The sequence below is a fragment of the Paenibacillus sp. JCM 18996 genome (assembly GCF_055392555.1).
In genome coordinates this window covers 1,866,743-1,892,961 of sequence record NZ_AP043884.1, presented here as the reverse complement: position 1 = coordinate 1,892,961, position 26,219 = coordinate 1,866,743, and the positions used below count along the sequence as shown (strand labels likewise).

21 protein-coding genes, 1 pseudogene and 1 riboswitch are annotated in these 26,219 nt (G+C 48.6%); of the genes and pseudogenes, 15 read left to right on the top strand and 7 right to left on the bottom strand.

Features of this window, described 5'->3' with window-relative positions:
* The first annotated feature begins 11 nt into the window (after positions 1 to 11).
* The gene (locus tag ACZ5N7_RS09405; RefSeq protein ID WP_464658976.1) at positions 12 to 560 is read left to right on the top strand and encodes a hypothetical protein; all 549 of its coding nucleotides are present in this window, start codon (positions 12 to 14) and stop codon (positions 558 to 560) included.
* 441 nt (positions 561 to 1,001) lie between these two features.
* Complete coding sequence (locus ACZ5N7_RS09400; RefSeq protein WP_464658975.1) at positions 1,002 to 1,712, top strand: histidine kinase dimerization/phospho-acceptor domain-containing protein; 711 nt, start codon at positions 1,002 to 1,004, stop codon at positions 1,710 to 1,712.
* Positions 1,713 to 1,973: 261 nt separating this feature from the next.
* Here the strand turns inward: ACZ5N7_RS09400 and ACZ5N7_RS09395 are convergent, their stop codons facing one another.
* The gene (locus tag ACZ5N7_RS09395; RefSeq protein ID WP_464658974.1) at positions 1,974 to 2,693 is read right to left on the bottom strand and encodes a glycosyltransferase family 2 protein; all 720 of its coding nucleotides are present in this window, start codon (positions 2,691 to 2,693) and stop codon (positions 1,974 to 1,976) included.
* A 72-nt stretch (positions 2,694 to 2,765) separates the two neighbouring features.
* Entirely contained in the window at positions 2,766 to 3,692 is a 927-nt protein-coding gene (locus ACZ5N7_RS09390; RefSeq protein WP_464658972.1) for a cation diffusion facilitator family transporter, read from the bottom strand.
* Positions 3,693 to 4,010: 318 nt separating this feature from the next.
* Between ACZ5N7_RS09390 and ACZ5N7_RS09385 the strand changes: the two genes are divergently transcribed.
* Both ACZ5N7_RS09385 and ACZ5N7_RS09380 read left to right on the top strand, forming a co-directional pair.
* A complete protein-coding gene (locus tag ACZ5N7_RS09385) occupies positions 4,011 to 4,973 on the top strand; it encodes a GGDEF domain-containing protein (RefSeq protein WP_464658970.1) in 963 nt (320 codons plus the stop codon).
* Positions 4,974 to 5,012: 39 nt separating this feature from the next.
* Positions 5,013 to 6,005, top strand: a complete 993-nt coding sequence (locus tag ACZ5N7_RS09380) for an HD-GYP domain-containing protein (RefSeq protein ID WP_464658968.1) — start codon at positions 5,013 to 5,015, stop codon at positions 6,003 to 6,005.
* Positions 6,006 to 6,111: 106 nt separating this feature from the next.
* Here ACZ5N7_RS09380 and ACZ5N7_RS09375 read toward each other — a convergent pair.
* Positions 6,112 to 6,213, bottom strand: a pseudogene (locus ACZ5N7_RS09375) (hypothetical protein); the annotation flags it as partial.
* 62 nt (positions 6,214 to 6,275) lie between these two features.
* Between ACZ5N7_RS09375 and ACZ5N7_RS09370 the strand changes: the two are divergent.
* Positions 6,276 to 6,413, top strand: coding sequence for a helix-turn-helix domain-containing protein (locus ACZ5N7_RS09370; RefSeq protein ID WP_464658967.1), 138 nt, complete (start codon positions 6,276 to 6,278; stop codon positions 6,411 to 6,413).
* Between the two features lie 95 nt (positions 6,414 to 6,508).
* Here the strand turns inward: ACZ5N7_RS09370 and ACZ5N7_RS09365 are convergent, their stop codons facing one another.
* Positions 6,509 to 7,342: a helix-turn-helix transcriptional regulator gene (locus ACZ5N7_RS09365; RefSeq protein ID WP_464658966.1), complete on the bottom strand. Its 834-nt coding sequence runs from the start codon at positions 7,340 to 7,342 to the stop codon at positions 6,509 to 6,511.
* Between the two features lie 266 nt (positions 7,343 to 7,608).
* On the opposite strand from ACZ5N7_RS09365, the gene ACZ5N7_RS09360 reads away from it, so the two are divergent.
* The 5 genes from ACZ5N7_RS09360 to msrA all read left to right on the top strand — a co-directional run bounded on the left by ACZ5N7_RS09360 (position 7,609) and on the right by msrA (position 14,264).
* Positions 7,609 to 8,889 carry an ABC transporter substrate-binding protein gene (locus ACZ5N7_RS09360; RefSeq protein ID WP_464658965.1) on the top strand — a complete coding sequence of 427 codons (1,281 nt, stop codon included), beginning with the start codon at positions 7,609 to 7,611 and terminating at the stop codon, positions 8,887 to 8,889.
* Between the two features lie 83 nt (positions 8,890 to 8,972).
* On the top strand, positions 8,973 to 9,911 hold the full coding sequence (locus tag ACZ5N7_RS09355; protein ID WP_464658964.1) for a carbohydrate ABC transporter permease: 939 nt from the start codon (positions 8,973 to 8,975) through the stop codon (positions 9,909 to 9,911).
* A 20-nt stretch (positions 9,912 to 9,931) separates the two neighbouring features.
* A complete protein-coding gene (locus ACZ5N7_RS09350; RefSeq protein WP_464658963.1) occupies positions 9,932 to 10,765 on the top strand; it encodes a carbohydrate ABC transporter permease in 834 nt (277 codons plus the stop codon).
* Positions 10,766 to 11,208: 443 nt separating this feature from the next.
* The gene (locus ACZ5N7_RS09345) at positions 11,209 to 12,735 is read left to right on the top strand and encodes a L,D-transpeptidase (RefSeq protein WP_464658962.1); all 1,527 of its coding nucleotides are present in this window, start codon (positions 11,209 to 11,211) and stop codon (positions 12,733 to 12,735) included.
* Positions 12,736 to 13,286: 551 nt separating this feature from the next.
* On the top strand, positions 13,287 to 14,264 hold the full coding sequence (msrA, locus tag ACZ5N7_RS09340) for a peptide-methionine (S)-S-oxide reductase MsrA (protein ID WP_464658961.1): 978 nt from the start codon (positions 13,287 to 13,289) through the stop codon (positions 14,262 to 14,264).
* 91 nt (positions 14,265 to 14,355) lie between these two features.
* On the opposite strand, the gene ACZ5N7_RS09335 is transcribed toward msrA, so the two are convergent.
* Positions 14,356 to 14,742, bottom strand: coding sequence for a Na-translocating system protein MpsC family protein (locus tag ACZ5N7_RS09335; RefSeq protein ID WP_464658960.1), 387 nt, complete (start codon positions 14,740 to 14,742; stop codon positions 14,356 to 14,358).
* Between the two features lie 123 nt (positions 14,743 to 14,865).
* A riboswitch (cyclic di-AMP (ydaO/yuaA leader) is annotated at positions 14,866 to 15,034 on the bottom strand.
* Between the two features lie 177 nt (positions 15,035 to 15,211).
* A complete protein-coding gene (gene melA, locus ACZ5N7_RS09330) occupies positions 15,212 to 16,510 on the bottom strand; it encodes an alpha-galactosidase (protein WP_464658959.1) in 1,299 nt (432 codons plus the stop codon).
* A gap of 175 nt (positions 16,511 to 16,685) precedes the next feature.
* On the opposite strand from melA, the gene ACZ5N7_RS09325 reads away from it, so the two are divergent.
* Together ACZ5N7_RS09325 and ACZ5N7_RS09320 are read left to right on the top strand one after the other, a co-directional pair.
* Positions 16,686 to 17,546, top strand: a complete 861-nt coding sequence (locus tag ACZ5N7_RS09325) for an AraC family transcriptional regulator (RefSeq protein WP_464658957.1) — start codon at positions 16,686 to 16,688, stop codon at positions 17,544 to 17,546.
* 151 nt (positions 17,547 to 17,697) lie between these two features.
* Entirely contained in the window at positions 17,698 to 23,442 is a 5,745-nt protein-coding gene (locus ACZ5N7_RS09320) for a HAMP domain-containing protein (RefSeq protein WP_464658956.1), read from the top strand.
* Between the two features lie 88 nt (positions 23,443 to 23,530).
* On the opposite strand, the gene ACZ5N7_RS09315 is transcribed toward ACZ5N7_RS09320, so the two are convergent.
* A complete protein-coding gene (locus ACZ5N7_RS09315; protein ID WP_464658955.1) occupies positions 23,531 to 24,325 on the bottom strand; it encodes an alpha/beta fold hydrolase in 795 nt (264 codons plus the stop codon).
* Positions 24,326 to 24,603: 278 nt separating this feature from the next.
* Between ACZ5N7_RS09315 and ACZ5N7_RS09310 the strand changes: the two genes are divergently transcribed.
* From ACZ5N7_RS09310 to coaA, 3 genes are all read left to right on the top strand, one after another.
* Entirely contained in the window at positions 24,604 to 24,765 is a 162-nt protein-coding gene (locus ACZ5N7_RS09310; RefSeq protein ID WP_464658953.1) for a mechanosensitive ion channel protein MscL, read from the top strand.
* Positions 24,766 to 24,846: 81 nt separating this feature from the next.
* Positions 24,847 to 24,987: a hypothetical protein gene (locus ACZ5N7_RS09305; protein WP_464658952.1), complete on the top strand. Its 141-nt coding sequence runs from the start codon at positions 24,847 to 24,849 to the stop codon at positions 24,985 to 24,987.
* 270 nt (positions 24,988 to 25,257) lie between these two features.
* Positions 25,258 to 26,211, top strand: a complete 954-nt coding sequence (coaA, locus tag ACZ5N7_RS09300; protein ID WP_464658950.1) for a type I pantothenate kinase — start codon at positions 25,258 to 25,260, stop codon at positions 26,209 to 26,211.
* The last annotated feature ends 8 nt before the right edge of the window (positions 26,212 to 26,219 follow it).

The following is a 26,219-nucleotide window of genomic DNA, read 5'->3' as shown; positions in this document are numbered from 1 at the left end:
GCATTATCAGTATGAAATTACACTTTATTTTGCTTGGAACAGTTGTCGCGATAGCTTTGTCGGCTTGTAGTAACACGAACAAAACTACATCTGCTGTCCCTACACTAGCTAATGCAACAGAAGTTCAAAGACCCCAAGTGACTGTGAAGAATTCTGATTATGATTCGTTAGCCGTAAGTGCTTTGAGTTCAATTACTGATGTGCTACTTACATGTCAGAAGCAAATCGTTAATGCTGGTGATTTACCAGATGGTAATTTGCCAAGCGCTAAGGATTTGGTACTCGCCAAAATCAATACTACTGAATATAATTTCAAAAAAATCGACTATGTACCTGAAGAAAGAAAGGATATACACGAATCTTTAACCAAAGCAGTAAACTCCGTTCTCGACATCAAAAATGATATTGCGTCTTATCAGAATACTGCGGCAGAAAGGAATAAGATTAACGAAAAGCTTAAAAGCACTATGTTGCAGGTATCAACATTTATGACAAAAAGAGACTTGATCAGGCAACAAGAAATCGATAAGATGAAGAAAGACCCTCTTTACCTACCTTAGCAAACAGGGGTATTCAACACACTCTCAAAGAGTGGAAGCGATAACAGCCACAAAAATATCTTTTATTAAACCATAAAAATAACGATAGTTCTCTATTCTTATTTGGTGGCATTTTGGTGGCAAACCAATAATAATCAAAAAATAACCACAATGTATAATTGAGATCAACATTGTTGAGATACTTGATAATAAAGGATTGTAGGGTACGAAAAATAACTTGTAACCATTACTTCTCTACGCTGGCAGCGATGAGGTCAGGGGTTCGAGCCCCCTATTCTCCATAAGAGATTGGCGAGAAAACGGCAGAGATGTCGTTTTTTTTGTTTTTGATTTTGCTTTTCCCTTTATGCCGGAAAACGAAGAAAGTAGATTGAAAATGTATCAAATTATGGCTATCATTCGGTCAAAGCAACATTGACTGAAGGATAGCCTTTTTTTACGATGATAGCCAAATGGGTGTATCAACATGGTGAAGCGGCTGGGAAGGGGTCAAGCACCTTGAGAGAGACCTCCGGCTTTTATGTTCCATTGCGTATCGAGGATCAGGTTTACGGAGTTTTGGCTGTAAAACTTGAGAGTACGGATGGTACACTTTCACCTGATACTCGGCGTTTACTGGAGGCTTTAGGCGGACTGGCTGCCATAGGTATCGCCCGAGTGAAGCTGACAGAGGAAGCAAAGATCGCTCATCTTACTGCCGAATCGGAAAGACTAAGGACTGCATTACTCGATTCCGTTTCTCATGAACTAAGAACTCCACTCGCAACCATCATCGGTTCTGCAACTGGATTAATTGAAGGAGACGTGCTATTCTCCACTGAAGATAGACTGGACTTACTTACCACGATTCGAGTTGGTGCTTTGCGGATGAACCGTCTTGTCACTAATTTACTTGGGATTGTTAAATTAGAAAGCGGTATGCTTCGGCTTCACAAGGATTGGTGCGATGTAGAAGACATCATCGGGGTGGCTTTGTCCCAGCTAAAGGGTTTTCAACAGCATCGAGATATACGCGTAAGGTTACCGGAACGTGTTCCTTTGATTTTGGGAGATGAAGTGCTGCTGGAGCAAGTGCTGGTCAATATCTTGAGCAATTCCATCAAATATTCTCCCGATTTTGCCAGGGATTGGGTATCGGTTTCTTTCTCGTGATTAAAGATTTTTGTTCCAAAGGCGCACCGAGATAGTTCTTTGACTCTGGAACGGAATGGGCTGCTTCAACTAAGACAAATTTTAGAAGACAAAAAAAACGGCAGTTATGCCGTTTTTTTTGTGTAAGCAATTATGGGAAACAGGAAAAGGGTCTGAGGGATTACTTGTGAGAGCATGTCAGAGTTTACAATCAATATGCATGAACAGTATCACAACAAACACTTAATCGTCACAAAAGAACAGATATCCCGGGTCTTGTTCCTATTTTACTTTTCGAATAGCGATGGCACGGTAACGTATCGTTTTCGCTACGGGCTGGCTTCCCGCCAAGTAAAAGCGGTCATTGGCCTTCCATGTATGGTTGCTCTTGTTTTTTCTACGAATATAAACGTAGTTATATGGGGAGGTAGCGTACACTTTGTAGCCTTTCTTCCTGCAGGCGCTCAAGAATGTCACATCTTCACCTACGGTTCGATTGGCAAAGCGAACTTTTTTTAAAACACGCCTCCGGAACAATATAGTTCCTCCCTGCACAAAGTCTAGGAATTTATTTTTCTCGCTGGGAGACCGGATGATAACCTTCTTTGTTGCAGCCAGATAAACCAGACACGCGTGTTTGCCGACAACATCGCTGCGTTTACGAACGAGCGCTTTGACCTGCTCCAACAAATAATAAGGCGAGTAATAATCGTCGTCATCAAATTTGGCAATGAGAGGGAATTTGGTTTTGACGATTCCACGATTTAGGCAATGGCCTAGAGATATGTTCTGTGGTACCTTATATACGGAAACATTCGGATAGGGAAGAGCTTTTTTGCGAAATTTATTTAAATCCATACTATTTTTATTTAAAATAATGATTAATTCTTTATGCCGATAGCGTTGACTATGATAATTCTTCAGAATATTCATAAAAAATCGGGGGCGATTGGTGCAAGTGATAATTGAAACTCCATATTTCTTGCCGATTGTTGCAGTCAAAGTGCATCCCTCCGTTTCACTCTCTTCATTGTATGAGGGTCGGAGCTGAGGGGTTTGGGCACTTAACCTTGTTCAAACAATTTCATCCGGTGCCAAACCACATTCAAAAGAGCCGTTCTCGATCTGAATCGTACAATGCTCGATGCCGAATTGATCGTGCAGTTCCTTACACACGTTGTGCAGCAAAGCATCTTGATCATTGTGCCGGTCCACTACGAGGTGGGCGGTGAGGGCTGTCTCCGTCGTACTCATGCTCCAGATGTGAAGGTCATGCACCTGAGTCACCTCAGGAAGACCCGCCAAATACGCTTTTACAGCGGTAATGTCAATTTCCTCTGGAACGGCGTCAAGCGCCATATTTATCGAATCTTTAAGCAGTCCCCATGTGCCGAGAAAAATGACGGCAACGATAAGCAGGCTTACGGCAGGATCGAGCCACAACCAGCCGGTGTATAAAATAACGATTCCGGCTATTACAACTCCAAGCGAAACTATCGCGTCTGAAGCCATATGCAAAAATGCTCCGCGCTGATTGATGTCACCCTTGCGGCCCGACAGAAACAGCAAAGCGGTTGCCCCGTTGATCACTATTCCTGCCAGCGCGACCCAGATGACAGTCTGTCCTGTGACCGGTGTCGGATCGCTAAACCTTCGAAAGGCTTCCCATGCAATAGCTCCGATCGAAAATAATAAAAATAGCGCATTGAACAATGCAGCTAATATGGAAGAGCGGCGATAACCATAGGTCCGCCGTGCGGAGGGAACCCTTTTGCTTAATGCGCTGGCTGTCCATGCAAGCAATAGTGACAATACATCTCCTGCGTTATGCCCTGCGTCCGCAAGCAAGGTAAGGGAGTGTGAGACAACTCCGTAAACAGCCTCGACTATGACAAATGCCGTATTGAATATTATCCCCAGAGCAAAAGCTGTATTAAAATTCGGCGGCCCGTGTAGATGACCATGGGAATGTCCGTTACCGTGCAGGTGGGAGTGCCCCATAAAATACCCCCCAATCATGGCAAACTTAATGTTAGTTTATGCAGGAAGCGCGCCCGCGGAAATTTGTCCATTGCCAAACGGCTGAGCCTGGATTGACTGCACCGCCCGCCGGTGCTTCCACAATGGTTTACCTCGCTTATGCTACTCTTTTTAAAACATTTTCACAAAAGAGTAACAGTAATAAACGATTTAAGCATATCGAAATTTGCCGAATTATGCTACATTTTATTTGTATGCCAAATAGATGTTTTGAAGGTGGTTGCGAGAGACTAAAATATGATTTGATTTTGGTGATTCCTAACATTGGAGTGTATTTTAATGGAAAAGTGGAGTACTGTTCCCAGCCTGGAAGAGATACATATACAGCCCGGCCACACAGTTGATGAGAATCAGCTGCTGGGTGATTTTATGAATACGATAAAGGCGCAAAAGTCGTCTAACCGTATATATGTCGTTATGAGCGGCGCGAAGCCGGTCGGGATTATCCGCAGTGTGGATATGCTTCGCTTATTAGGGACTCCTTTTGGCGTAGCATTAAATTATAAAAAGCGACTAAGCGAAGTAATGTACTCAAATATTCTTATAGTCGACTCCGGTATCCAAGTGGATGAAGCATCGAGAAAAGCTATGGCAAGAACGTATGAAGATATCTACGATGACATTTTAGTGACCAGGGCGCAGCAGTTTATTGGAGTAATACCCGTCTATGAATTATTGAACTTTATGACGGAGTTCAAGCTTAAGGAAGCCGTTCAGCAGAATCCTTTGACGCGGCTGCCGGGAAACGAATATATCCATAGTTATCTCGTGTTTAAAATAGAACAGAAACAACCGTTTTCCATCATTTATATAGACATCGACCATTTTAAATCCTATAACGACGTGTATGGCTTTAAATACGGTGACGACGTGCTTAAATGGGTTGGCAGAATTCTGTCCTCCGTTCATTATACTGAACTGTTTGTCGGACACATTGGCGGCGATGATTTTATCTCATGTCTTCCCTCCCATCATGCAGAAGAGTATTGCAAGAAAGTGATTGAGCAGTTTGAATTGGAAAAAAGCCGTTTTTACTCGGATGAAGATTATTCAAACAATTACATTTATTCGCTGGATAGAGATCATAAAATGCAAAAATTTAAGCTTCTAAGTTTATCCATGGTGATTATAGACGTTTCCTCGCAAAAATTCACGCAGCTTTCCGAGATTTCATTGGCAGCAGCAAAGTTCAAGAAGCAGGCAAAGCAGATAGACGGAAGCAATTATATTAAGGTAAGTTAAAATGGTAACCATCAAAAAACATTCAGTTGTAGGAGAATTATGGCTAACTCTTTAGCGGAAAAAATTTTAAATTGGTTGTTTGAGCGCCGGGTTTATACGCGCTGCGTCTTCTTTGTCACTTTTTTGATGTGTGCCAGTATAGATTACTATTATTCCAAAGTAAATTTAACCGGCATCTACATTCTGCCTATAACTATTGCAGGATTTGCTTTCTACAGCACGATTTGGATACGAATTTTCCTTGCAGGTGTCAGCACCTATACGCGTTACAAATTGGCTCCGTATAGTTCCCCGGGTGCCGGTATTTTTGCTCTTCAATGGCTGACTTATTTTATAGTAACAGAAGCGACATCCAGTCTAATCAGAAATAGAATCAGAGAAAAGGAGCATACACTCAATTTAACAATGGCCCTAGCCAAATCACTCGATACACGTGACCCCTATACGGCTTACCATTCTGAGAATGTAGCGAATTACGCGTTAATGATTGCAAAAGAAATGAAGCTGTCCAAGACAGTGTGCCACAACATTTATGTAGGCGGGCTGCTGCACGATATCGGCAAGATTGGGCTCCCTGAAACGATATTAAGCAAGCCGTCCAAACTGACTGACGGTGAATTTGAAAAAATCAAACAGCATCCTGTCACCGGATACGAAACGCTTAAGCATGTCTCTTCGTTTGAGAAGAATGGGGTTTTGGATATGGTTTTATACCACCATGAAAGATATGACGGAAAAGGCTATCCCACAGGGTTAAAAGGAGATCAAATTCCTCAGGCGGCAAGAATTATGGCAGTGGCCGATTCTTTTGACGCAATGACCTCACGGCGAGTATACAGGCAGCAAAATAGTTTGGAATACGCTGTAAAGGAAATACGTAAAAGTGCAGGGGCGCAGTTTGATCCTGAAATCGCAGAAATTTTTTTGGGGATCGTAAAAAGAGAAGGAAGCCGGATTTTAAGGAAACATAATGAAGATGAAAAAAATAAATGTATCCAGCTGCAAAAGAATATTCAAACCAATCTCTCGTAAATCGATGAGCGCAAGCTTTACTGGCAAAACATCAAAAAAGCTGGCGCCGCAAATGATGCGGACGTCAGCTTCTTGCTCTTACTCTACTCTCACCTCAGCGTCCGAGCTACTCGTTCCGGATCCATACCGCCATTTCGCCCGGTGTGCGGTTGCTCCAGGCAAAATAAGGAATCGCTTTAAACGCGGCCGGAACTCGCCGATAAGCATGCGTTGTATATAGAGTGCCCTCGTCGTCAGGTGTAAGCTCGCTGCGGGTACCGGTGTCATGCCATGGAAGAGATTTCGGTGACCGATGTTGCGCAGAAGTTTATGTACAATAAAGATTATCTCTCCCGCTTTTTCAAGAAAAAGACAGGGTTTACCCTCCAGGAATACATCCACCTGATGAAAATATCCAAGGCAAAGTAACGATGAAAAAGATTTTATGCGGCTATTCAAGAGATACGAGAATATGACGCCGACCGAGTACAGACAAGCTTATTATAAATCCATATGAACAACCATTAGCTGTGAAGCTTCCTGAACTGGTCGGGCGTCATGCCGACCGTTTTACGGAAAGTAGCGATAAAATGGCTGGCGTCGAGGAAGCCTACTTTATTGGCAACCGATTTGACGGTAGACTGCTGATCCGCGACAAGCGCTTCCTTCGATTTTTGAATGCGGAGATGAACCAGGTAGGAATACGGGCTAACGCCAAAAGTGCTGCGGAACAACGTGTTCAAATGCTGCGGGCTTAGATGTACCCTCTGTGCCATGGCGACCAAATTAATGCTCTCGTCCGGATACACCTCTTTTAACCAATGAAGCAGCGGCCGCAATCTTTCGTACATCCGCGACAATGAAGTCTGGTTATTGATTTGGCCGTATTTTTTCAGGTAAATCAAAAATTGGTACAGTTCAATAGAACCGTCCAGCCCGGAGAAATCCGGATCATTTTTTACTTTTAACAGGATTTGTTCGACGATTTTGCCAAGCGGCGAGCAGTCTTCCCAACTATAAAGTGTGGAAAAATGCAGACCGAGCGTAGTCAAAATGGACTGCACCTGCAATCCGCCGAAAGTGATATACATGGTTGTCCATTTGGATAGTTTCCTTTCATAGGAATGAGGAACATCGGGGAATAGAAATATGCCATAGTTGACGGGGAGAGAGAGGCGCTCGCCGGAGAAGTGAAACTCCCCCTCACCTTCCAGTGTCTGGAGCCAATGAAAGTAAGGATATCCTTCTTTTCGATGAATGGGCTCCTGGTCCGACATGATGCCGATACTTTCGATAAACAAGGGGAGATGCTGATCCATCAAAGACAACAGAAAAAGTCTGCGAAAAAATTGGCTCATCTAGAAGCAACTCCTTTTTCTCTGGAAATAGCAATCTTCATTTTCTCATATATATCCAGAATTATACTATATTTACTAGGTATTACCATCGTTTTATAATAAAAATATGTTATATATCTCTTAGGGAGGGGCTGCAATATGATTCATCGAAATTCAGCAATGAGGTTTATGGAGGCGGTTACAGCTTAAAAATCGAATTAATGTAAGCGCTTTAACGCATGTATTGAATTAATTTACCTTTATTAAACTTAGGGGGAGAAATGCAAATGTCGAGAAAAACATGGGTAAGCCTGGTCTTGATTGCAGCGTTAATGATAGCGTCAGTTGGATGCAGCAGCAGCCAGCCGGCCTCAACCGCGAAGGACAGCGGTAAAATACCGCTCACATTATGGTATTGGAACCGCTCCATTGACGATAATTTGCTCAAAGAAGTCGGCAAGCAGTTTCCTAATATCGATTTGAAAGCGGAAAAAATCGGCGGCGACTTCAAAGCCAAATTAACGACTACATTGGCGGCGGGAACCGGCGGACCGGACATAGTTGGTTTGAACGACTGGGTTGCGGAGCTGTTCCCGAACAAAGACAAGTTCGTCAATCTGCTTGATTACGGCAGCGATAAGGAGCTTGCGTCTACATATCTGGAATGGAAATGGAAGCAGACGATCACTCCTGACGGAAAATACCAGATAGCTTTGCCTATGGATACTGGCCCGACCGCATTCTTTTACCGCACGGACCTGTTTCAACAAGCGGGCCTGCCGACGGATCCAAACGAGGTAAGCGCGCAAATTAAATCTTGGGATAACTATCTGGAGGCAGGAAAAAAACTTTCCGGGTTATCATCAGGCGGCAAGAAGGTTTACATGTTCGATAATATCACCAACGTTTTCAATCAAAGCCTGGGTCAAAACGACAAATTGTATTTCGATAAATCGGATAACTTTATAGGTGATAAAGAGCATGTGAAAAGTGCATGGGACAATGCCGTAAAGGTCCATCAACTGGGATTGAACGCCAAAATCAGCGGCTGGACACCGGAATGGAACGCGGCGATGAATAACGGCGCGGTGGCTTCCTTTATCGGCGCTGTGTGGATGAAGAAGGTACTGGAAGACGCAGCTCCCGACACAAAGGGAAAATGGCGCATTGCCAGAGCGCCCGGCGGAGACGGAAACCAGGGCGGTTCCTTCATCGGCATCACCAAACAGTCCAAGCACCCGAAAGAAGCCTACGAGGTCATCAAGTGGCTGATGACGCCAGAACACCAGCTCAATTCACTGGTTACGATGAATTTGTTCCCTTCGACGCCAAGCATTTTTAAGGATGCCAAGATGACACAGCCAGAAGATTTTTACGGCGGCCAAAAAACAAATGAGATCTTTATCAAGTCTGCCGAAAATGTAAAACCTGCCTATCGCGGATCCAAATTTTCAATTGCCAACACGATCTTCCAGAACGAGCTGACTAACATCGAGAAGCAAAACAAAGATCCGGAAAAAGCCTGGAACGATGCAATCGCCCAGATTAAGAAGGAACTGTCACGTTAATAGTTCTCCACAATAAATCTATTGGGATTCGGACATTCGAATCCCGATAGATTTCATTCCAATATAGAAGGAGGATTAAGCTGATGAACAAATTGGATACGCTGCCGGTCCGTGCGCAGAAGACCGGAGGCAGCCAAGTGAAATTATGGCGGGAAATTTATCGCAATAAAACGATCTATTTATTCATTTCTCCGTTCTATATTTTATTTTCAATATTCGGCTTGTTTCCCATCGCCTTTTCTTTTTACCTCGCTTTCCATAAATGGGATGGCATAGGGCAAATGGAGTTTGTCGGGTTAAATCAGTTCCGCTTTCTGCTGACGGATGCTGATTTCTGGAAGTCGATCAAGAACACTTTCGAAATATGGGTATACTCGACGATCCCTATGCTGTTCTTTGCCTTGCTCATTGCCTTTCTGCTGAATTCGGCTTTTTTGCGCTACAGGAATGTTTACAGGATTTTTTATTTTTTACCTAATGTCACTTCAATTGTAGCCGTTGCCATTATATTTGGGACGTTATTCGGTAACAATTACGGCTTCCTGAATTTTATCCTGACCACTTTAGGGTTGCAGCCGATTGAATGGTTGAACTCGCCTTTCTGGCTTAAGATTGCTATCGCATCCATGATTGTATGGAGATGGACCGGATACAATGGGATTATTTACCTGGCGGGCCTGCAGAGCATACCGGGTGTGCTGTACGAGGCAGCGCGTATTGACGGAGCAAGCACGGCCCAGACATTTTTCAAAATAACGATTCCTCTGCTTAGGCCTGTCATTTTATTCACTGTCATCACATCAACCATCGGCGGCATGCAGACTTTTACTGAATCCCAGATCTTGACGGGAAACACCGGCGGTCCGGGCGGAGAAGGAATGACTGTCGTCCTGTATTTATACCAGCAGGCTTTTGTTAAAAATTTATTTGGTTATGGTTCCGCAGTAGCCTGGGGATTGTTTGTCGTGATTGCGCTTTTCTCTTTAGTGAATTGGAAAATTGTGCAAAAGTCTGAATCATAATAACAGAAAGGGGTTTAGACATGGCAGGCAATCAGGCATATATAAAAAAAATGTTTTTACACGTATCGTTGCTCGTCGGGGTCATGCTGTCCATGTTTCCGTTCTACTGGCTCACGGTGATGTCAACAAGAACAACCAGCGACATTTACCGATTTCCGCCTAAGCTTACTTTTGGAACGCAATTGCTTACTAATATAAAAAATGTTTTGGCGAACATTGACTTTTTTGGCGCTTTTATGAACACTGTTTTTGTAGCCGCGGTATCTACGCTGCTGGTATTGTTCTTTTGTTCTCTGGCCGGTTTTTCATTTGCCAAATTTGAATTTCCCGGGAAAAAAATATTGTTTATACTGCTGCTGGCGACCATGATGATTCCGGGACAACTGTCCCTAGTGCCTTCCTTTATCATTATGCAAAAGCTGGGTTGGGTCGGCACTTACAAAGCGCTGATCATTCCTCATATGGCTTCTGCCTTTGGAATATTCTGGATGAGGCAGTATGCATCAGGGGCGATACACGATGATTTGTTGAATGCCGGGAGAATAGACGGCTGTAATCATTTCCGTTTGTTTTGGAATGTGGGGCTTCCTGTGCTGCGGCCGGCTCTCGCTTTTCTGGGGATCTTCACTTTTATCGGAAGCTGGAACGACTACTTGTGGCCGCTGATCATCCTCAATAATCCAAAAAAATATACACTTCAGATCACTTTGTCGCAATTAAACGGTATTTATAACACGGACTTTGCTATGGTCATGGCAGGCACATTGATGGCGACGCTTCCTTTAATCATCATGTTTCTGCTGGTCAGCCGCCAATTTATCTCCGATTTAGCGGCGGGGGCTATCAAGGATTAAACTATCAGCTTGCGCTGACAAAAAGAACCTCCTGACAGGGCAGGAAAGGTTCTTTTTGTCTTTTCCATGATTCGCTAACGCTTAGCATCTGACACGACAATAAAAACTACCTGTAAAGTACTTAATAATATATTCCAGCATACTCCGACAACAGTTTTTCTTATTTCGCGTTCTTCGGGAGCGGGCAAAAGTTTCGGGACTTGATTTCACCTAGTGACTCGTTGTAGTAAGGTACTTTTTTTTCGTTATTTACAACTTCTCGTGCATGCAAGAAATCATAAAGGAACTGTATTCCGCTATTTGATGTCCAGAGGGGGTATTTCGGGCAGAGTGTTTTTTTAAGCTGAAAGATACAAAACGTATCCAGTTGTCAATATAAGGATTGGCAGTAGTATTCAACATATGATACAATATGTATCAAAAACTGACAGGAGGACAACCTTTTGGAAAATGGGGAAACTTCGGCCGGAACGGTGCAGGATACGGTGCATCCTCGGTTTAAACATTATTTGAAATCCAATTTGATCCATATTCGCAAAAATCTTTACCTGAATTCGAGCGACCCTTTATTTTATGAGAAAATGCTGCGCTACTCTGATCCCAAATCCCCTGAAGCACATTACATGCTTGCCAGGAAATACGAGAAAGACGGTGCTTTGGCCAAGGCGCTGTTTCATTACCAGGAGGCAGCCGGAACGATCACTTCTCCCTATGCAATGAAAGCGAGACAAGCGGCAAGAAACTTGAGAGGCCTAAGTCAAGCGGGACAACAGCAGCTGCACATGATGGCTCCGCAAAGGAAAGTCTCAGGCTGGGTTAAATGGCTTCTGCTCATCCTCCTTGCCGCCAATCTGGTGCTTCTCATTTTATTGTTGAACATGGATACGGTAAAAGCCGTTGTGTCCAAAGCCAGACATTGGCCGGTTGGAAAGGAAGTGGTTTACGAGACGGTTGATGTCTCTTTTGTGATCTATCTCCCCTACAACGAGGCAGTCGAGAAAATAGAAAAGACACTATACGGCAAAGCGATGGAGATGGCAAGCAATCAGCCGGGACGCAATATTCAGCTTTTCGGCATCATGACCTCGGACCGGTCGCTGCTGGGCAGAACGATTCCTTTAACCAGCGAAGCTCTAAAACAATCGGCTTTCGTACAAGCTGAGTATAACGCTTCCATCGACCCGTCGGTGAGGATCCGGTTCATAAATCGCGATGTCAGCAAGCAAAGCGCTGTCTCGACTCCACTTAATCAGGTGGCGGTAAATCTGGTGAGAACGGCGCTTCAGTCATACATACAGGAGAAGGGTTCTCCCCCTACCAGCATAGAGTCCCTCACAGCCGATTACCCCGATAATTATTTAAGCATCATTCCTGGCGAGGCAGTGACGGGGGATAACCATGTTGCAGCCAGTTTTGACGGCAAGGGGGGATGGGTGTTCCATCCGAGCGCAGGACAGGTTGAGGATATGTTCTATCCGAACAGCGTGGACGAGCAGCAGGCGAAGCAAATTCCCTATGAACCTGTAAAAATCATAGTCTCGAAGCAAGACTACACCTTGAAGTTGGTGAGCGGGTCCACCGTTATTGCAAGCAAACCGGTGGGGCTCGGTAACCAGGATGCGACGCCGGAAGGGGATTTTACGATACGGGAGCGGGTGATCAAGCCGACGGGCAGTCAGCCGAATGTTTATGGTGAAGCGGGTCTGGGCATGGGCCAATACGCGATTCACGGTACAAATGACCCATCGTCGATAGCGGCGAATAAATCGCTGGGCTGTGTCAGGTTATCCAATCGGGATATCACGGAAATATTTCCACTCGTTCCGAAAGGGGCTCCCGTTCAAATCGTGCAGGGCTTCCCGCCGGCATATGAGAATATTGTTGCATTGAATGTCGACAGACTTATTTCCAACCAAAAGCCGAACAAGAATGAAACCGCTGCCAAATCCGTTTTTTATTGGTTGGGATAAACAATTGAAAGCGGATTTTTACGTGACTTACTCTTGAGTAATCAAGGTTTTTTTGCGTTCATCGGCTTGCATATTTCTTTCTTTTTTCATCAATCAATGCCTACACAGGCATTTCCTACTTCCTTAAGCTCAAAGACAGAAGGATGTACCGACGGATTATGGACTATAAAAGAAGCTTCTGATCGAAGCGTTCTTGAGGTTGGTGCGTAACGTGCATTTAGCATAGCGGTACGGCCGGGGCCAATGCCGGTAAATTCGGAGCCGACTATTACAACTTTCAACAGCGGCTTCTTCCCGTTTAAATGGGGGAGCCGCTTGGTTTTTGCTTAAACCTGCAGTGATGCAGGGATCTTAAGCGTTCAGCTTCCTGTGCGGTTGGAACTCGTTCAACGTGCTGAATTCGATAGGACTTTCTTGGAATTGAAAAGGTATTTCAATGATTACTGCCGGAGAGCCATTATGACGATCTGATCTTAAACCGGATCCGGAGGGCGGGATTTTTATTTTGCGCGGCGATTCTGGTATGCTGTTAGGTAAAGGAGAGTGATCGCATGAGCGCAGAGCAAATGGAATCAAAATATGAACTCGCGACTTTTGCAGGGGGCTGCTTCTGGTGTATGGTCACGCCGTTCGAGGAACTTCCCGGCATAATAAAAGTGGTATCCGGTTATACAGGCGGGCACAAGCCGAATCCGACGTACGAGGAAGTATGCTCGGAGACTACGGGGCATGCCGAGGCGGTTCAAATCACATTCGACCCGGGCATTTTCCCTTATTCAAAGCTGCTGTCGATTTTCTGGCAGCAGATCGACCCGACCGACGCGGGCGGGCAGTTCTTTGACCGGGGCGAGTCGTACCGTACGGCGATTTTTTATCATAACGAGGCGCAGAAGGAACAGGCGGAGGCCAGCAAAAAAGAGCTGGAGGAAAGCGGCCGATTTGACCGTCCGATCGCCACGCAGATCGTTCCCGCAGCGGAATTCTATCCGGCCGAGGATTATCATCAGGACTATCATCACAAAAACCCGATGAGGTATAAAATGTACCGTAAAGGCTCGGGCCGCGACGCCTTCATCGACAAACACTGGAAATTCACCAAAAACCCGGATGAACTGAAGTCAAGGCTGACTGAGCTGCAGTATCACGTCACGCAGAACAACGGCACGGAGCCTCCGTTCCGCAATGAATTCTGGGATGACCATCGGGAGGGCATATATGTGGATATCGTATCCGGCGAGCCTTTGTTCAGCTCCATGGATAAGTTCGACTCCGCGTGCGGCTGGCCGAGCTTCACGAAGCCGATGCATCAGAGCCAAGTGATCGAGAAATCCGATTTGAGCCATTCCATGGTGCGGACGGAAGTACGCAGCAAACAGGCGGATTCCCACCTGGGTCATGTCTTCAACGACGGTCCGCGCGAAACGGGAGGCCTGCGTTACTGCATCAACTCCGCTGCACTGAGGTTCATTCCCAGGGAAGAGCTGGAGCGGGAAGGCTACGGAGAGTATTTAACGCTGTTTGACAAATAGAAACAAATACAATAACTCACAAAATAAAACAAGCAAGCAAAACATCCTGTTTTGCTTGCTTGTTTCAAAAGAGGCGAACATGGAAATCGGGTTAGTCGCCTAACTGGTGCGGCGTCTCCAGGATGTTCTCAAGGTTGCAGTCGAGGGTGTACAGCTCCGTCTTCTCGCCTGTCACCTCGCAAACAGCGGTAAAAGAGGAAACCACCTCGCAGCGCGTAACGAAGGAAAGGGCTTTCTTCATCAAATCGCCGCCCGCCTCGTCCGTTTCGCCTTCGCCTGTCTGGGTCGGCTCCACGTCGGGCGCACCTGCGAAGGCAAAGGTTTCTTCCACCGGAGTTCCCTGAGAGATAATCAGGATTTTATTCTTGACGATATGAATTTCGGTCCGCTCCGAACTGCTGCCGAGCATTTCCGTTTCGTAGTGCTTATACCATTCGCTGATCGACTGCTTCATAGCGGCTCTTGCATCGGTTAACATTGTGCTTTCACTCCTATTCGGCAATGTTTTGCGGGAGACAACAAAAGAAGCCCGTCGAAATAGAGGGAACTCTATTCGTGGACTTCTTCCCACACGGCGGAAGCCGTGCATTGCACGATAGTTGTTGCCTCTCCCTATACGCTTGCGAGGTTAGCTGACGGATTCGGGCGTGAGAGTCACCCTACCAAAGAAGCCTTCCTGTGGATTCACCCCTGGAATTGCCGGCGCGCCGGCAGCTCCGATTGGTTCCCCCGCTTCTCATTCGAAAATGAGAATTCAGCGATTTAAAAGTTCACTTAAACAGATAAAGTGCTGTACATCTATTATAAACTACAAAAGGCACTCCTGAAACCATGTCAAACCGCTAATATGACCGTTTACAGCGAATATTTGAAGATTATTGGCGAAAATAATGATATTTTATTCAAGGTATCTGCCATATACTCTCGAAATCTGTCGTTTACACAGATTATTGGTATTTGGGCAGCCAAGAGCCATGGGCTTCAATCAGCTCGTCGCACATGGCCACGATGTCGTCAATCGACAGCTCGGCGGCTGTGTGAGGGTCTAGCAGCGCCGCATGGTAGATGTGCTCTTTCTTCAGCGTCATTGCCGCTTCGATGGTCAGCAGCTGGGTGTTGATATTGGTACGGTTCAACGCGGCCAGCTGAGGGGGCAGATCTCCCACATAAGTCGGAGTGACGCCGTTCTTGTCCACCAGGCAGGTTACCTCCACGCAGGCTTCCTTCGGCAGGTTGGTGATCAGTCCGGTGTTCATCACGTTGCCGCCGATGCGGAACGGCTCGTTGGTTTCCATTGCCTCGAACATATAAGAAGCGTACTCTTTGGAACGCGTATGTTCGAGATTCTTGTTGTTCACCATCTCTTCCCTCATTGTCTTCCAGCGGTCGATCTGGCGGACACAGCGGCGCGGATACTCGTCGAGCGGAATATTGAAGCGGTCGATCAACTCCGGATAATTTCTTTTGATGAAGTACGGGTGATATTCCGCATTGTGCTCGGAAGACTCGGTCACGTAGTAGCCGAAGCGGAACATCATCTCGTAGCGCACCATGTCGTCGTGCTTTTCTTTCTGTCTCTCGGCGGCTCTGCGCTTGATCTCGGGATACAGGTCCCGGCCTTCCCTGGTTACTTCCAGCAGCCAGGCCATGTGGTTGATTCCGGCGATTTTGGCCTGCACTCCTTCGGTGTCCATTTCGAGGCTTTTGAACAGATGCGGGATGCATCCCTGCACGCTGTGGCAGAGTCCGACTGTTTTCACTCCTCCGTAAGTGTTCATTACATTGGTGAGAACAGCCATCGGGTTCGTGTAATTTAAGAACAAAGCGTCAGGGCACACTTCCTGGATATCCCGGGCAAAATCGAGCATCACCGGGATCGTGCGCAGGTTGCGGAAAATGCCGCCGATTCCGACAGTGTCGGCTATCGTCTGGCGCAAGCCGTATTTCTTCGGAATTTCAAAATCGGTAATCGTACAAGGGTCGTATCCGCCGACCTGGATGGCGTTTACTACAAATTTCGCGCCCCTGAGCGCTTCTTTGCGGTCGCTGTAAGCTTTAATGCTGCAGCCGCTGCCTGTAGTGGCCTTCAGGTTGTTCAGCATGTTCTCCGAATCCTTCAAACGCTCAGGGTCGATATCGAACAAAGCTAATTCATAATCCTGAAGCGCGGGGGTCATCATGCAGTCTCCAAGGACATTTTTGGCAAAAACGGTACTTCCTGCTCCTAAAAAGGTAATTTTCGGCACAGCTGTGTTCCTCCTTGAAAGTGGTTTCATTTCTAAACAAACTATACGCCTATATACAACGGTTTCGAATGGAGAGATTCCACTTTCATATGGACAGATGTAGTTTTTTGTTGATAAAATGAGAAATAATAGCCTGAGTTCCTGTGAACCGGAAAATCCGAAAGGAGTGCGGCTTATGCCGGCCTATTCACATGCGGTGGCGATCAATCCCTCTCCCGGCAAAGGTGAGATCACAGTCCTGTTCAGCGGAGAATCGCAAACCCGGGCGTCCCATAAAGTGGGCCCCCAGCTTTTGGATTATTATTTGCTGCATTTTGTAACTTCTGGTAAAGGAAGCTTTTATTCAATGGGAAAAGGATATGAGATTGGGGCGGGCAGCAGCTTTATTATTTTTCCGGGAGAGTTGTCCAGCTACGAATCGGATCCGCATGAGCCCTGGAAATACCGTTGGATCGGATTCAGGGGCGACCGTATCGCGGAATATCTCAGCCAAATCGGAATTTCTCCCCACCAGCCTGTCATCCATACGGAACAGAAGCGGAGAATCAATGCGCTGCTGAGCCAAACCTTCGTCTGCCTTCAGAGAGCCGAAAGGGGCTGCGACATGAAGACGGGCGGCTATATGAGGCTGCTGCTGGCGGAATACGCCAAAGAATCGAAGACCTCGGTAAAGGAGCAGAAGGTGAGCGAAGCCATCCGCCAGCAGGTGGAACAAGCGGTCCGGTGGATTACACTGCAATACTCCCAGCCGGTTTCGATCGAAGAAATGGCACGCTCGCTCGGGTACCACCGCACGTATTTGTCCAAGATGTTCAAGCAGTTCACTGGGATGTCGCCGATGAATTTTCTGCTTAAAGTACGGATGGAGCGCGCCAAATTGCTGTTGGACCAGCCTTTGACGATTGAGGAGGTCGCTTCTTCGGTGGGTTTTGCGGACCCGCTCTATTTTTCCAAGCAGTTTAAAAAATGGTACGGCTGCTCCCCGACGGAGTTCCGCGGCAAAATCCATACGGAAGACGGTAACTGTGTCGTATGATGAAAATAAAAGACTGCCGGGCCTTGTCAAATCCGCGGTCAATGTGCAATATTTTACAAGACAAAAGAGGGAGTAAAATAGTACAATAGAATGTGGGAGAAAATAGGCAACTCGTACTGACAGCAAAACTGATCTGGAGAGGATACGGAATATGTCGGAACAGGAAAATAACAACGGACAGGACCACAACCTGCAAAACAACCAATCTGATGTGCAAATAGATACCAGAGAGCTGCTCAACGCGTTGATTGCTCTGAAGAACGGAAAGTTTGACTACAGGATGCCGTACGACCAGACCGGAATCACGGGAAAAGTCGCCGATACCTTCAATGAGATCATGGAGATGCAGGAAAGTCTCGTCAATGAGGTCAAGACGGTGGCGAGAGTCGTCGGCAAAGAAGGAAAATTGTCCAGAAGGTTTACGCATAAAAATACGGGCGGCAGCTGGCAGGATTGCTCCGAGTCGCTGAACGGACTGATTATCGACCTCATCCAGCCTACCAGCGAAATGGTCCGCGTAATTAACGCGGTGGCTCAAGGGGACCTGTCGCAAAAGGTGGAGCTCGAGTACGAAGGGCGCGCCCTGACAGGCGAATTTTTGAGGACGGCCAACAACATCAATATGATGGTGAACCAGCTGTCGACATTCGCTTCCGAGGTTACGCGCGTTGCGCGGGAGGTAGGTACGGACGGCAAGCTGGGCGGGCAGGCGGACGTCAAGGGCGTATCCGGAACATGGAAGGACCTGACCGACAGCGTCAACAACATGGCGAGCAATCTGACCGACCAGGTCCGTAACATCGCCGGAGTGACGACGGCTGTGGCGAAAGGGGATCTGTCGAAGCAGATCACCGTTAACGCGAAGGGCGAGTTCCTTGAGCTGAAGAACACGATCAACACGATGGTGGATCAGCTTTCCACGTTCGCCTCCGAGGTTACGCGTGTGGCGCTCGAGGTAGGTACGGAAGGGAAGCTGGGCGGCCAGGCGGACGTGAAAGGCGTCTCGGGCACATGGCGCGACCTGACCGAAAGCGTGAACAATATGGCGAGCAACCTGACCGGCCAAGTTCGGAACATCGCGGTAGTCACCACTGCCGTGGCGAACGGGGATTTGTCGAAGAAGATTACGGCGGACGTTCAAGGGGAAATGTTCGAGCTGAAGAACACGATCAATACAATGGTGGACCAACTCTCGACATTCGCCTCCGAGGTGACGAGGATGGCCCGTGAGGTCGGCACCGAAGGGATTCTCGGCGGACAAGCCGAGGTTACGGGCGTTGCCGGCACATGGCGCGACTTGACCGAAAGCGTCAACTATATGGCGAGCAATTTGACCAACCAGGTGCGCAACATCGCGGAGGTTACCACAGCGGTCGCGAACGGAGATCTTGGCAAGAAAATCACCGTTGATGTCAAAGGGGAAATGCTGCAGCTCAAGAGCACCATCAACACGATGGTGGAGCAGCTGTCCACTTTCGCTTCCGAGGTTACAAGGGTGGCGAGAGAGGTTTCGACGGAAGGCAAGCTGGGCGGGCAGGCGGACGTGAAAGGCGTGTCGGGCACCTGGAAAGACTTGACCGACAGCGTGAACTACATGGCGGGCACATTGACCGACCAGGTGCGGAATATCGCCGAGGTAACGACCGCGGTCGCCAAAGGGGATCTGTCCAAGCAGATCACCGTCAACGCGAAGGGCGAAATCCTGGAGCTGAAGAACACGATCAATACGATGGTGGACCAGCTCTCCACTTTCGCCTCCGAGGTTACAAGGGTGGCGCGCGAGGTTGGTACGCTCGGAATACTTGGCGGACAAGCCCAGGTTAAAGGAGTTGCGGGCACATGGCGCGACTTGACCGAAAGCGTTAACTATATGGCCAGCAATCTGACAGACCAGGTGCGGAATATCGCCGTAGTCACCACTGCGGTGGCGAACGGGGATTTGTCGAAGAAGATTACAGCCGACGTTCAAGGGGAAATGTTCGAGCTGAAGAACACGATCAATACGATGGTGGACCAGCTTTCCACGTTCGCCTCCGAGGTTACGCGCGTGGCGCGAGAGGTAGGTACGGAAGGGAAGCTGGGCGGCCAGGCACAGGTGAAAGACGTAGGCGGCACATGGAAGGATTTGACCGAAAGCGTTAATAACATGGCGCGCAACCTCACCGACCAGGTGCGGAATATCGCCGACGTGACGACGGCAGTTGCCAAAGGGGACTTGTCGAAGAAGATCACGGTAGATGTCAAAGGAGAAATTCTGCAGCTTAAAAACACCATCAATACGATGGTGGACCAGCTGAGCAACTTCGCTTCCGAGGTTACCCGCGTATCGCGCGAGGTAGGCACGGAAGGAAAGCTGGGCGGCCAGGCGGATGTGAAGGACGTTTCCGGAACGTGGAAAGATTTGACCGACACGGTGAACTATATGACGGGCAACCTGACTTCTCAGGTGCGTAACATCGCAGGAGTAACCACAGCGGTCGCGAACGGCGACCTTTCGAAGAAAATCACGGTGGACGTCAAAGGCGAGCTGCTGGAGCTGAAGAACACGATCAATACGATGGTGGACCAGCTGAATTCCTTCGCTTCCGAGGTTACGCGCGTTGCGCGCGAGGTAGGTACGGAAGGTAAGCTGGGCGGCCAAGCGACGGTCCGCGGCGTAGGCGGTATCTGGAAGGACCTGACCGACAACGTTAACATCATGGCGAGCAACCTGACCGACCAGGTGCGGGGAATCGCCAAAGTCGTGACCGCGGTAGCGAACGGTAACTTGAAGCAGAAGCTCACCGTGGATGCAAAAGGCGAAATCTCGGAGCTGACCGATACGATCAATAACATGATCGACACGCTTGCCACCTTCGCCGACCAGGTAACTACGGTTGCCCGCGAAGTGGGCGCGGAAGGGAAACTTGGCGGCCAGGCGAATGTGCCGGGCGCCGCGGGAACTTGGCGGGACCTGACCGACAACGTTAACTACATGGCGAGTACGCTGACCACCCAGGTGCGCGCGATCACGAACGTTGCGACCGCGGTTACCAAAGGAGACCTGTCGCGTACGATTGCGGTTGCGGCGGCCGGAGAGGTTGCCGCTCTGAAGGATAACGTCAACGAGATGATCCGCAACCTGAAAGAAACTACACGCATCAACACCGAGCAGGACTGGTTGAAGACGAACCTTGCGAAATTCAGCCGGCTGTTGCAGGGCCAGCGCGATTTGTACGCCGTATGCCGGATGATCCTGTCCGAGCTGGCTCCGCTGGTGTCGATGCAGCACGGTGTGTTCTATATGAACGAGCCTGTGAACGGAGAGCCTGTGCTGCGGCTGTTCGCAAGCTACGCTTATCAGCAGCGCAAGCATTTGTCCAACGAGTTCAGGCCGGGCCAAGGGCTGGTAGGCCAATGCTACATCGAAAAGCAGCGCATTCTGCTCACGAATGTGCCCGGCGACTATGTGGTCATTTCGTCCGCTTTGGGAGAAGCGACGCCGCTTAATATTGTGCTGCTGCCGATTATTTTTGAAGACCAGGTACAGGCGGTCATGGAGCTGGCTTCGTTCCGGCCGTTCAGCGAAATCGATATCGACTTCCTGGATCAGCTGACCGAATCCATCGGTATCGTGATCAATACGATGCAGGCGAACCAGCGTACGGAAGAACTGTTGATGCAGTCCCAGTCTCTGACGGAAGAACTGCAGAAGCAGCAGATGGAGCTTCAGAACACGAACGAAGAGTTGGAGGAAAAAGCGAAGCTGCTGGTCATTCAGAAGGCGGAAGTGGAAAGCAAGAACAACGAGGTGGAGCTGGCCAAGCGCTTCCTAGAAGAGAAAGCGGAGCAGCTTGCACTCACATCCAAATACAAGTCCGAGTTCCTGGCCAATATGTCTCACGAGCTGCGGACGCCGCTCAACAGCCTGCTGCTGTTAGCCGAGCAGCTGTCTGAGAACCCTGATGAGAACCTGACGGACCTGCAGGTGAAATTCGCAATGACGATCCAGGAATCCGGCCTTGAGCTGCTGAATCTGATCAACGATATTCTCGATCTGTCCAAGATCGAATCGGGAACGGTGACTCCGGATTTGGTCGAAATGCCGATAGTGGAACTGACGGAGAGCCTGGACAGAACTTTCCGCCATATCGCGGAGGACAAGAAGCTGGACTTCAAGATCAAGACCGAGCCTAATGTGCCTCAAGCGATGGTGACCGATCCGAAGAGGCTGCAGCAGATTTTGAAGAACCTGCTCTCCAACGCCTTCAAGTTCACTGAAAAAGGGCAGGTCATGCTGCTGATCCGGCGCGCGTACGAAGGCTGGAGATCGGACAACGAAGCTTTAAACCGGGCCAAAATGGTGGTCTGCTTCTCCGTCAGCGACACAGGAATCGGTATTCCGCAAGAAAAGCAGCAGATTATTTTCGAAGCGTTTCAGCAGGCGGACGGCAGCACTAACCGCGAGTATGGCGGCACTGGGCTTGGACTAGCGATTTCCCGCGAAATCGCGGCTATGCTGAACGGTGAAATTTCGCTCTACAGCGTCGTGAACATCGGAAGCACGTTCAATGTGTACCTCCCGCTGGACGTGGAGCAGCTTGATCTGCAGCCGCAGCCGCCGAAGTATGTGCCGGAAGTGATTGACGTCACACCGCCCAAGCGCACCCGCGGAACATCGCTTGCCTTGAACTCAGCCGGAGAGCTCACGGACGACCGCGACTCCATCAAACCGGAGGACCGGGTATTTCTTATCATCGAAGACGACGTGAAGTTCAACCAAATCCTGCTGGAACTGCTGCGGAAGAAAGGCATTAAAGTGATCATTTCCACGACCGGCAACAATGCGCTCGAACTGGCCCGGAAATATCAGCCGACGGCGATTACGGTGGACCTCCGCCTTCAGGACACGGACGGCTCACTGGTGATAGAGCATCTGAAGAACGATATCAGCATCAGGCATATTCCGATCTGCGTCATCACTGTGGAGGAAGACGAGGTCAAGCTTCTCCAGCGCGGGGTTTACGATTATGTCTGCAAGCCTGTGAACAACGAAGAGCTGGAGAAGGCGATGGATAAGCTGAACGCTTTTGCCGAAAGGACTTCGCATTCCCTTCTTGTAGCCATACATGATGAAGAACGGCGCCAGCAAGCGCTGGAATACATTGAGAATACAGATATTAAAGTGATAGTGAGCGACACCGGCCGCAAGGCTTTGAACCAGCTGAGGACCAAGGATTTCGACTGCATCCTGACGGATATGGATTTGCCGGATATGAGCTGCGTCCATTTTGTCCGGGAGATGCAGAAGAACGCCAAGAACAGGCTTAAGCCCGTCATCATATACCGCAGCAAGAAGCTGAGCAGCGAGGAAGAAGCCGATTTGGAAGAGCTGCTCAAGACGGCTGTCGTGAAAGAAGTGAAGTCGCCGGTCGGCATGATGGACGAGACTACCTTGTTCCTTCACCGCAAAGCGGAAAATCTGCCGGAAAGACAGCGTGAAACGCTGGTAAAGATCCACCAATCCGACGAGATGATCGAGTACAAAAAGGTGCTTGTCGTCGATGACGATATACGGAACATTTTTGCTCTGACTACGATTCTGGAGAGGCATAATATGAAGGTGATACCTGCCGAGAACGGCCAGGACGCTATCCAGATTCTCGAGCAGACGCCGGACATTGAAATCGTGCTGATGGATATCATGATGCCGGTGATGGACGGTTACGAAACGACCCGAGCGATCCGCCAGAATCCCAAGTTCAAGGATCTGCCGATTATCGCCCTGACCGCGAAAGCGATGAAGGGCGACCGCGAGCAGTGCCTCGAAGCCGGGGCATCCGATTATATTACGAAGCCGGTGAACAGCGCCCAGCTGCTATCGATGATGCGCAGTTGGCTGGACAGCGTGCAATAAGCAAAGGAAGTCCCCGCCCTGTCGGTCGATAGACGACAGGAAGCGGGGACTTATTTGTTTTTGGGCATATTTAAAGAGGCGATGCGCGCTATTTATCTAACGTTTCCAGAAACTGCTCCAGGGCGCGGTTGAACTGCTCAGGCTGTTCGACCGGAGTCAGGTGCGCAGCCTGCTTGATTTCTGCCATTCGGCTTCCGGGAATCCGGTCCGCCATGTTTTTCATGATCTCCAGGGTTGATATTTTGTCGTTGTCTCCCGCAATGACCAGCGCAGGCACGGAAATCCGGCTCAACTCCTCGCTTGAATCTTTGCGGAAGGCCATCGCCAGGCTGGCGTGGACCAAGCCAAGAGGGTCCATAGCATCAATCATGGAGCCCAGAAATTCGACCAGCTCGGGCCTTGTTTCATATGTCTGCTCTGTGAGCATCTTGGGAACCATAGCTTCCTTGGCTGCGGACGTTCCTTTTTCCAGCAGGTCTGTCGCCATCTTAAGGCGGTTGATCTGCCCTTCCAGAGTGTCCGCTTCAGGACGCGTATTGGCCAGCACGACCGCTCTGACTCTTTGCGGAGCTTTACGCAGAAGGGAGAAAGCGATGTAGCCTCCCATGGAGAATCCGGCAACAACGGCTTTTTCCAGCTCAAGAGCATCCATCAGCTGAATGACATCCTGCGCCATGGCATCCAGGGAAGAGACGTCGCGGTGCAGCTCCGTCCGGCCCATACCCCTTAGATCGGGCGCGATGATGCGATACCGCTCTTGGAAGAAGCCGATTTGGCTCCTCCACATCGTATGGTCTAATGGAAAACCGTGCAGAAGGATGACAGCATCCCCTTGCCCTTGATCTTCGTAGAAATACTGCAGCCCATTGATTACAGTAAACATAAGAGGCACCCCTAAAATAAAATTTATGGTTACGCAAGACGCTGCCCTGATTATGGTCACGCAGGTTTTTATATCATTTTACTCCAAACCCGTCAGATTGAAACATATTTCAGCCGGCCATATGGCGGGATGGGGCGTGCGCAATGTGCCGCATTTTTGATACAGAATTAACAATGTTCACAAAAACGATAAAGTTTAGCGCATCTCGCTTGACACTCTTTGCCTACAATGAACGTATAAATGACAGATACATAAAAAGAAATGGAGAGGAACCGCCCATGGTTGTGTTTGATGTTGTGGTAAACGGCGAGGTCAAAGAGACGATCAGGCCTTTAAACCAGCGGCTGAAAGACATTTTGAAGCTCATGCAGGCACAGAAGCAGGTCATCGCCCGCAAATACGGCAGCAATGCAATGATCAAAAGAAGAATCCTTTATTAAGCAGAAAGAACCTCCGGCGGAGGCTTTTTTTGTTTTTGGCTTCGCTCGTTGAGCCATACTAACTCCGGAGGTGAAGGCAATATGCCGGAGCAATTCAAGAAAACCGAAGGCGGCAAGTACAATAAGAATGATAATTACGCCGATCAAGTGCTAAAGAAGAACACCGGTCATGAAGCGCAAATGAATCTGGAGAACAACACCAAAGCGAGAGACCAGATCTAACGGCGGCGCCCGTGGCCAAAAGGCTTGCTCTTAACAGAGCAAGCCTTTGCTGCGTTGGAGCTCGGCGTTGCGGCCAAAATCACTTCCAAAGCCGCAGCCACGAGGTTCATCATAGGCCTTTGCTGCATTGGAGCTCATCGCGCCTGCGGCACATTTTGCGGAAAAATGCTGCGTAATTTACGGACTGTACGTACAAATGTCGACTTTTAACGGAATTGGCATTAGAATAAGCTGTATGATCAAAAAGGACGCATGCAAAGGGGCAAAGCGATGGTGACACAACGACTGGATAAAGTGAAATATTCGCCATACGTGACGATGAGCAGGGAAGAATGGAGAAAGCTGCGCGACAACACTCCGCTGACGCTTTCTGAATCGGATCTGTTGCAGCTGAAGGGAATCAACGAAAATTTGTCGATGGACGAGGTCGTCGATATTTACCTTCCGCTCTCCCGCCTTCTGCACCTGTACATAAGCGCTACCAAGGATTTGCACCGTGCTACGAACACCTTTCTCGGCAAGCCGACGGCCAAAGTGCCGTTTATTATCGGCATCGCCGGAAGCGTCGCGGTGGGCAAAAGCACGACTGCGCGCGTACTTCAAGCGCTGCTCGCCCGCTGGCCCCATGCGCCGAAAGTGGAGCTGGTAACGACGGACGGCTTCCTCTACCCGAATGCCGAGCTTGAGCGGAGAGGGCTGATGCAGCGCAAAGGCTTCCCCGAGAGCTATGATGTGCAGAGCTTGATCCGGTGCATCGCCGATGTCAAATCGGGACGCCCTGAAGTAGCGGCGCCTGTGTATTCACACTCGTCCTACGATATCCTGGAGGAAAAAGAGCAAGTGATCAGGCAGCCGGACATTCTCATTGTCGAAGGATTGAACGTACTGCAGGTCGGGGAAACAAAAAAGCAGCGGAAAGTGTTCGTTTCGGATTTTTTTGATTTTTCCATTTATGTGGACGCCGGCAAACCGGATCTGCAGAAGTGGTACATCGAGCGGTTCAAAACACTGTGCCGTACCGCTTTCAAAAGGGAAGACTCCTATTTCCACCGGTTTGCGTCGCTGACGGAAGCACAGGCGATTGAGACGGCGGCAAGGATCTGGAAGGAGATTAACGAGGCGAATCTGGACCAGAACATTTTGCCTACCAGAGAACGCGCCCAGTTGATTCTGACGAAGGGACAGGACCATTTTGTCCACCAAATCAAGCTGAGAAAGCTGTAAGCCGGATT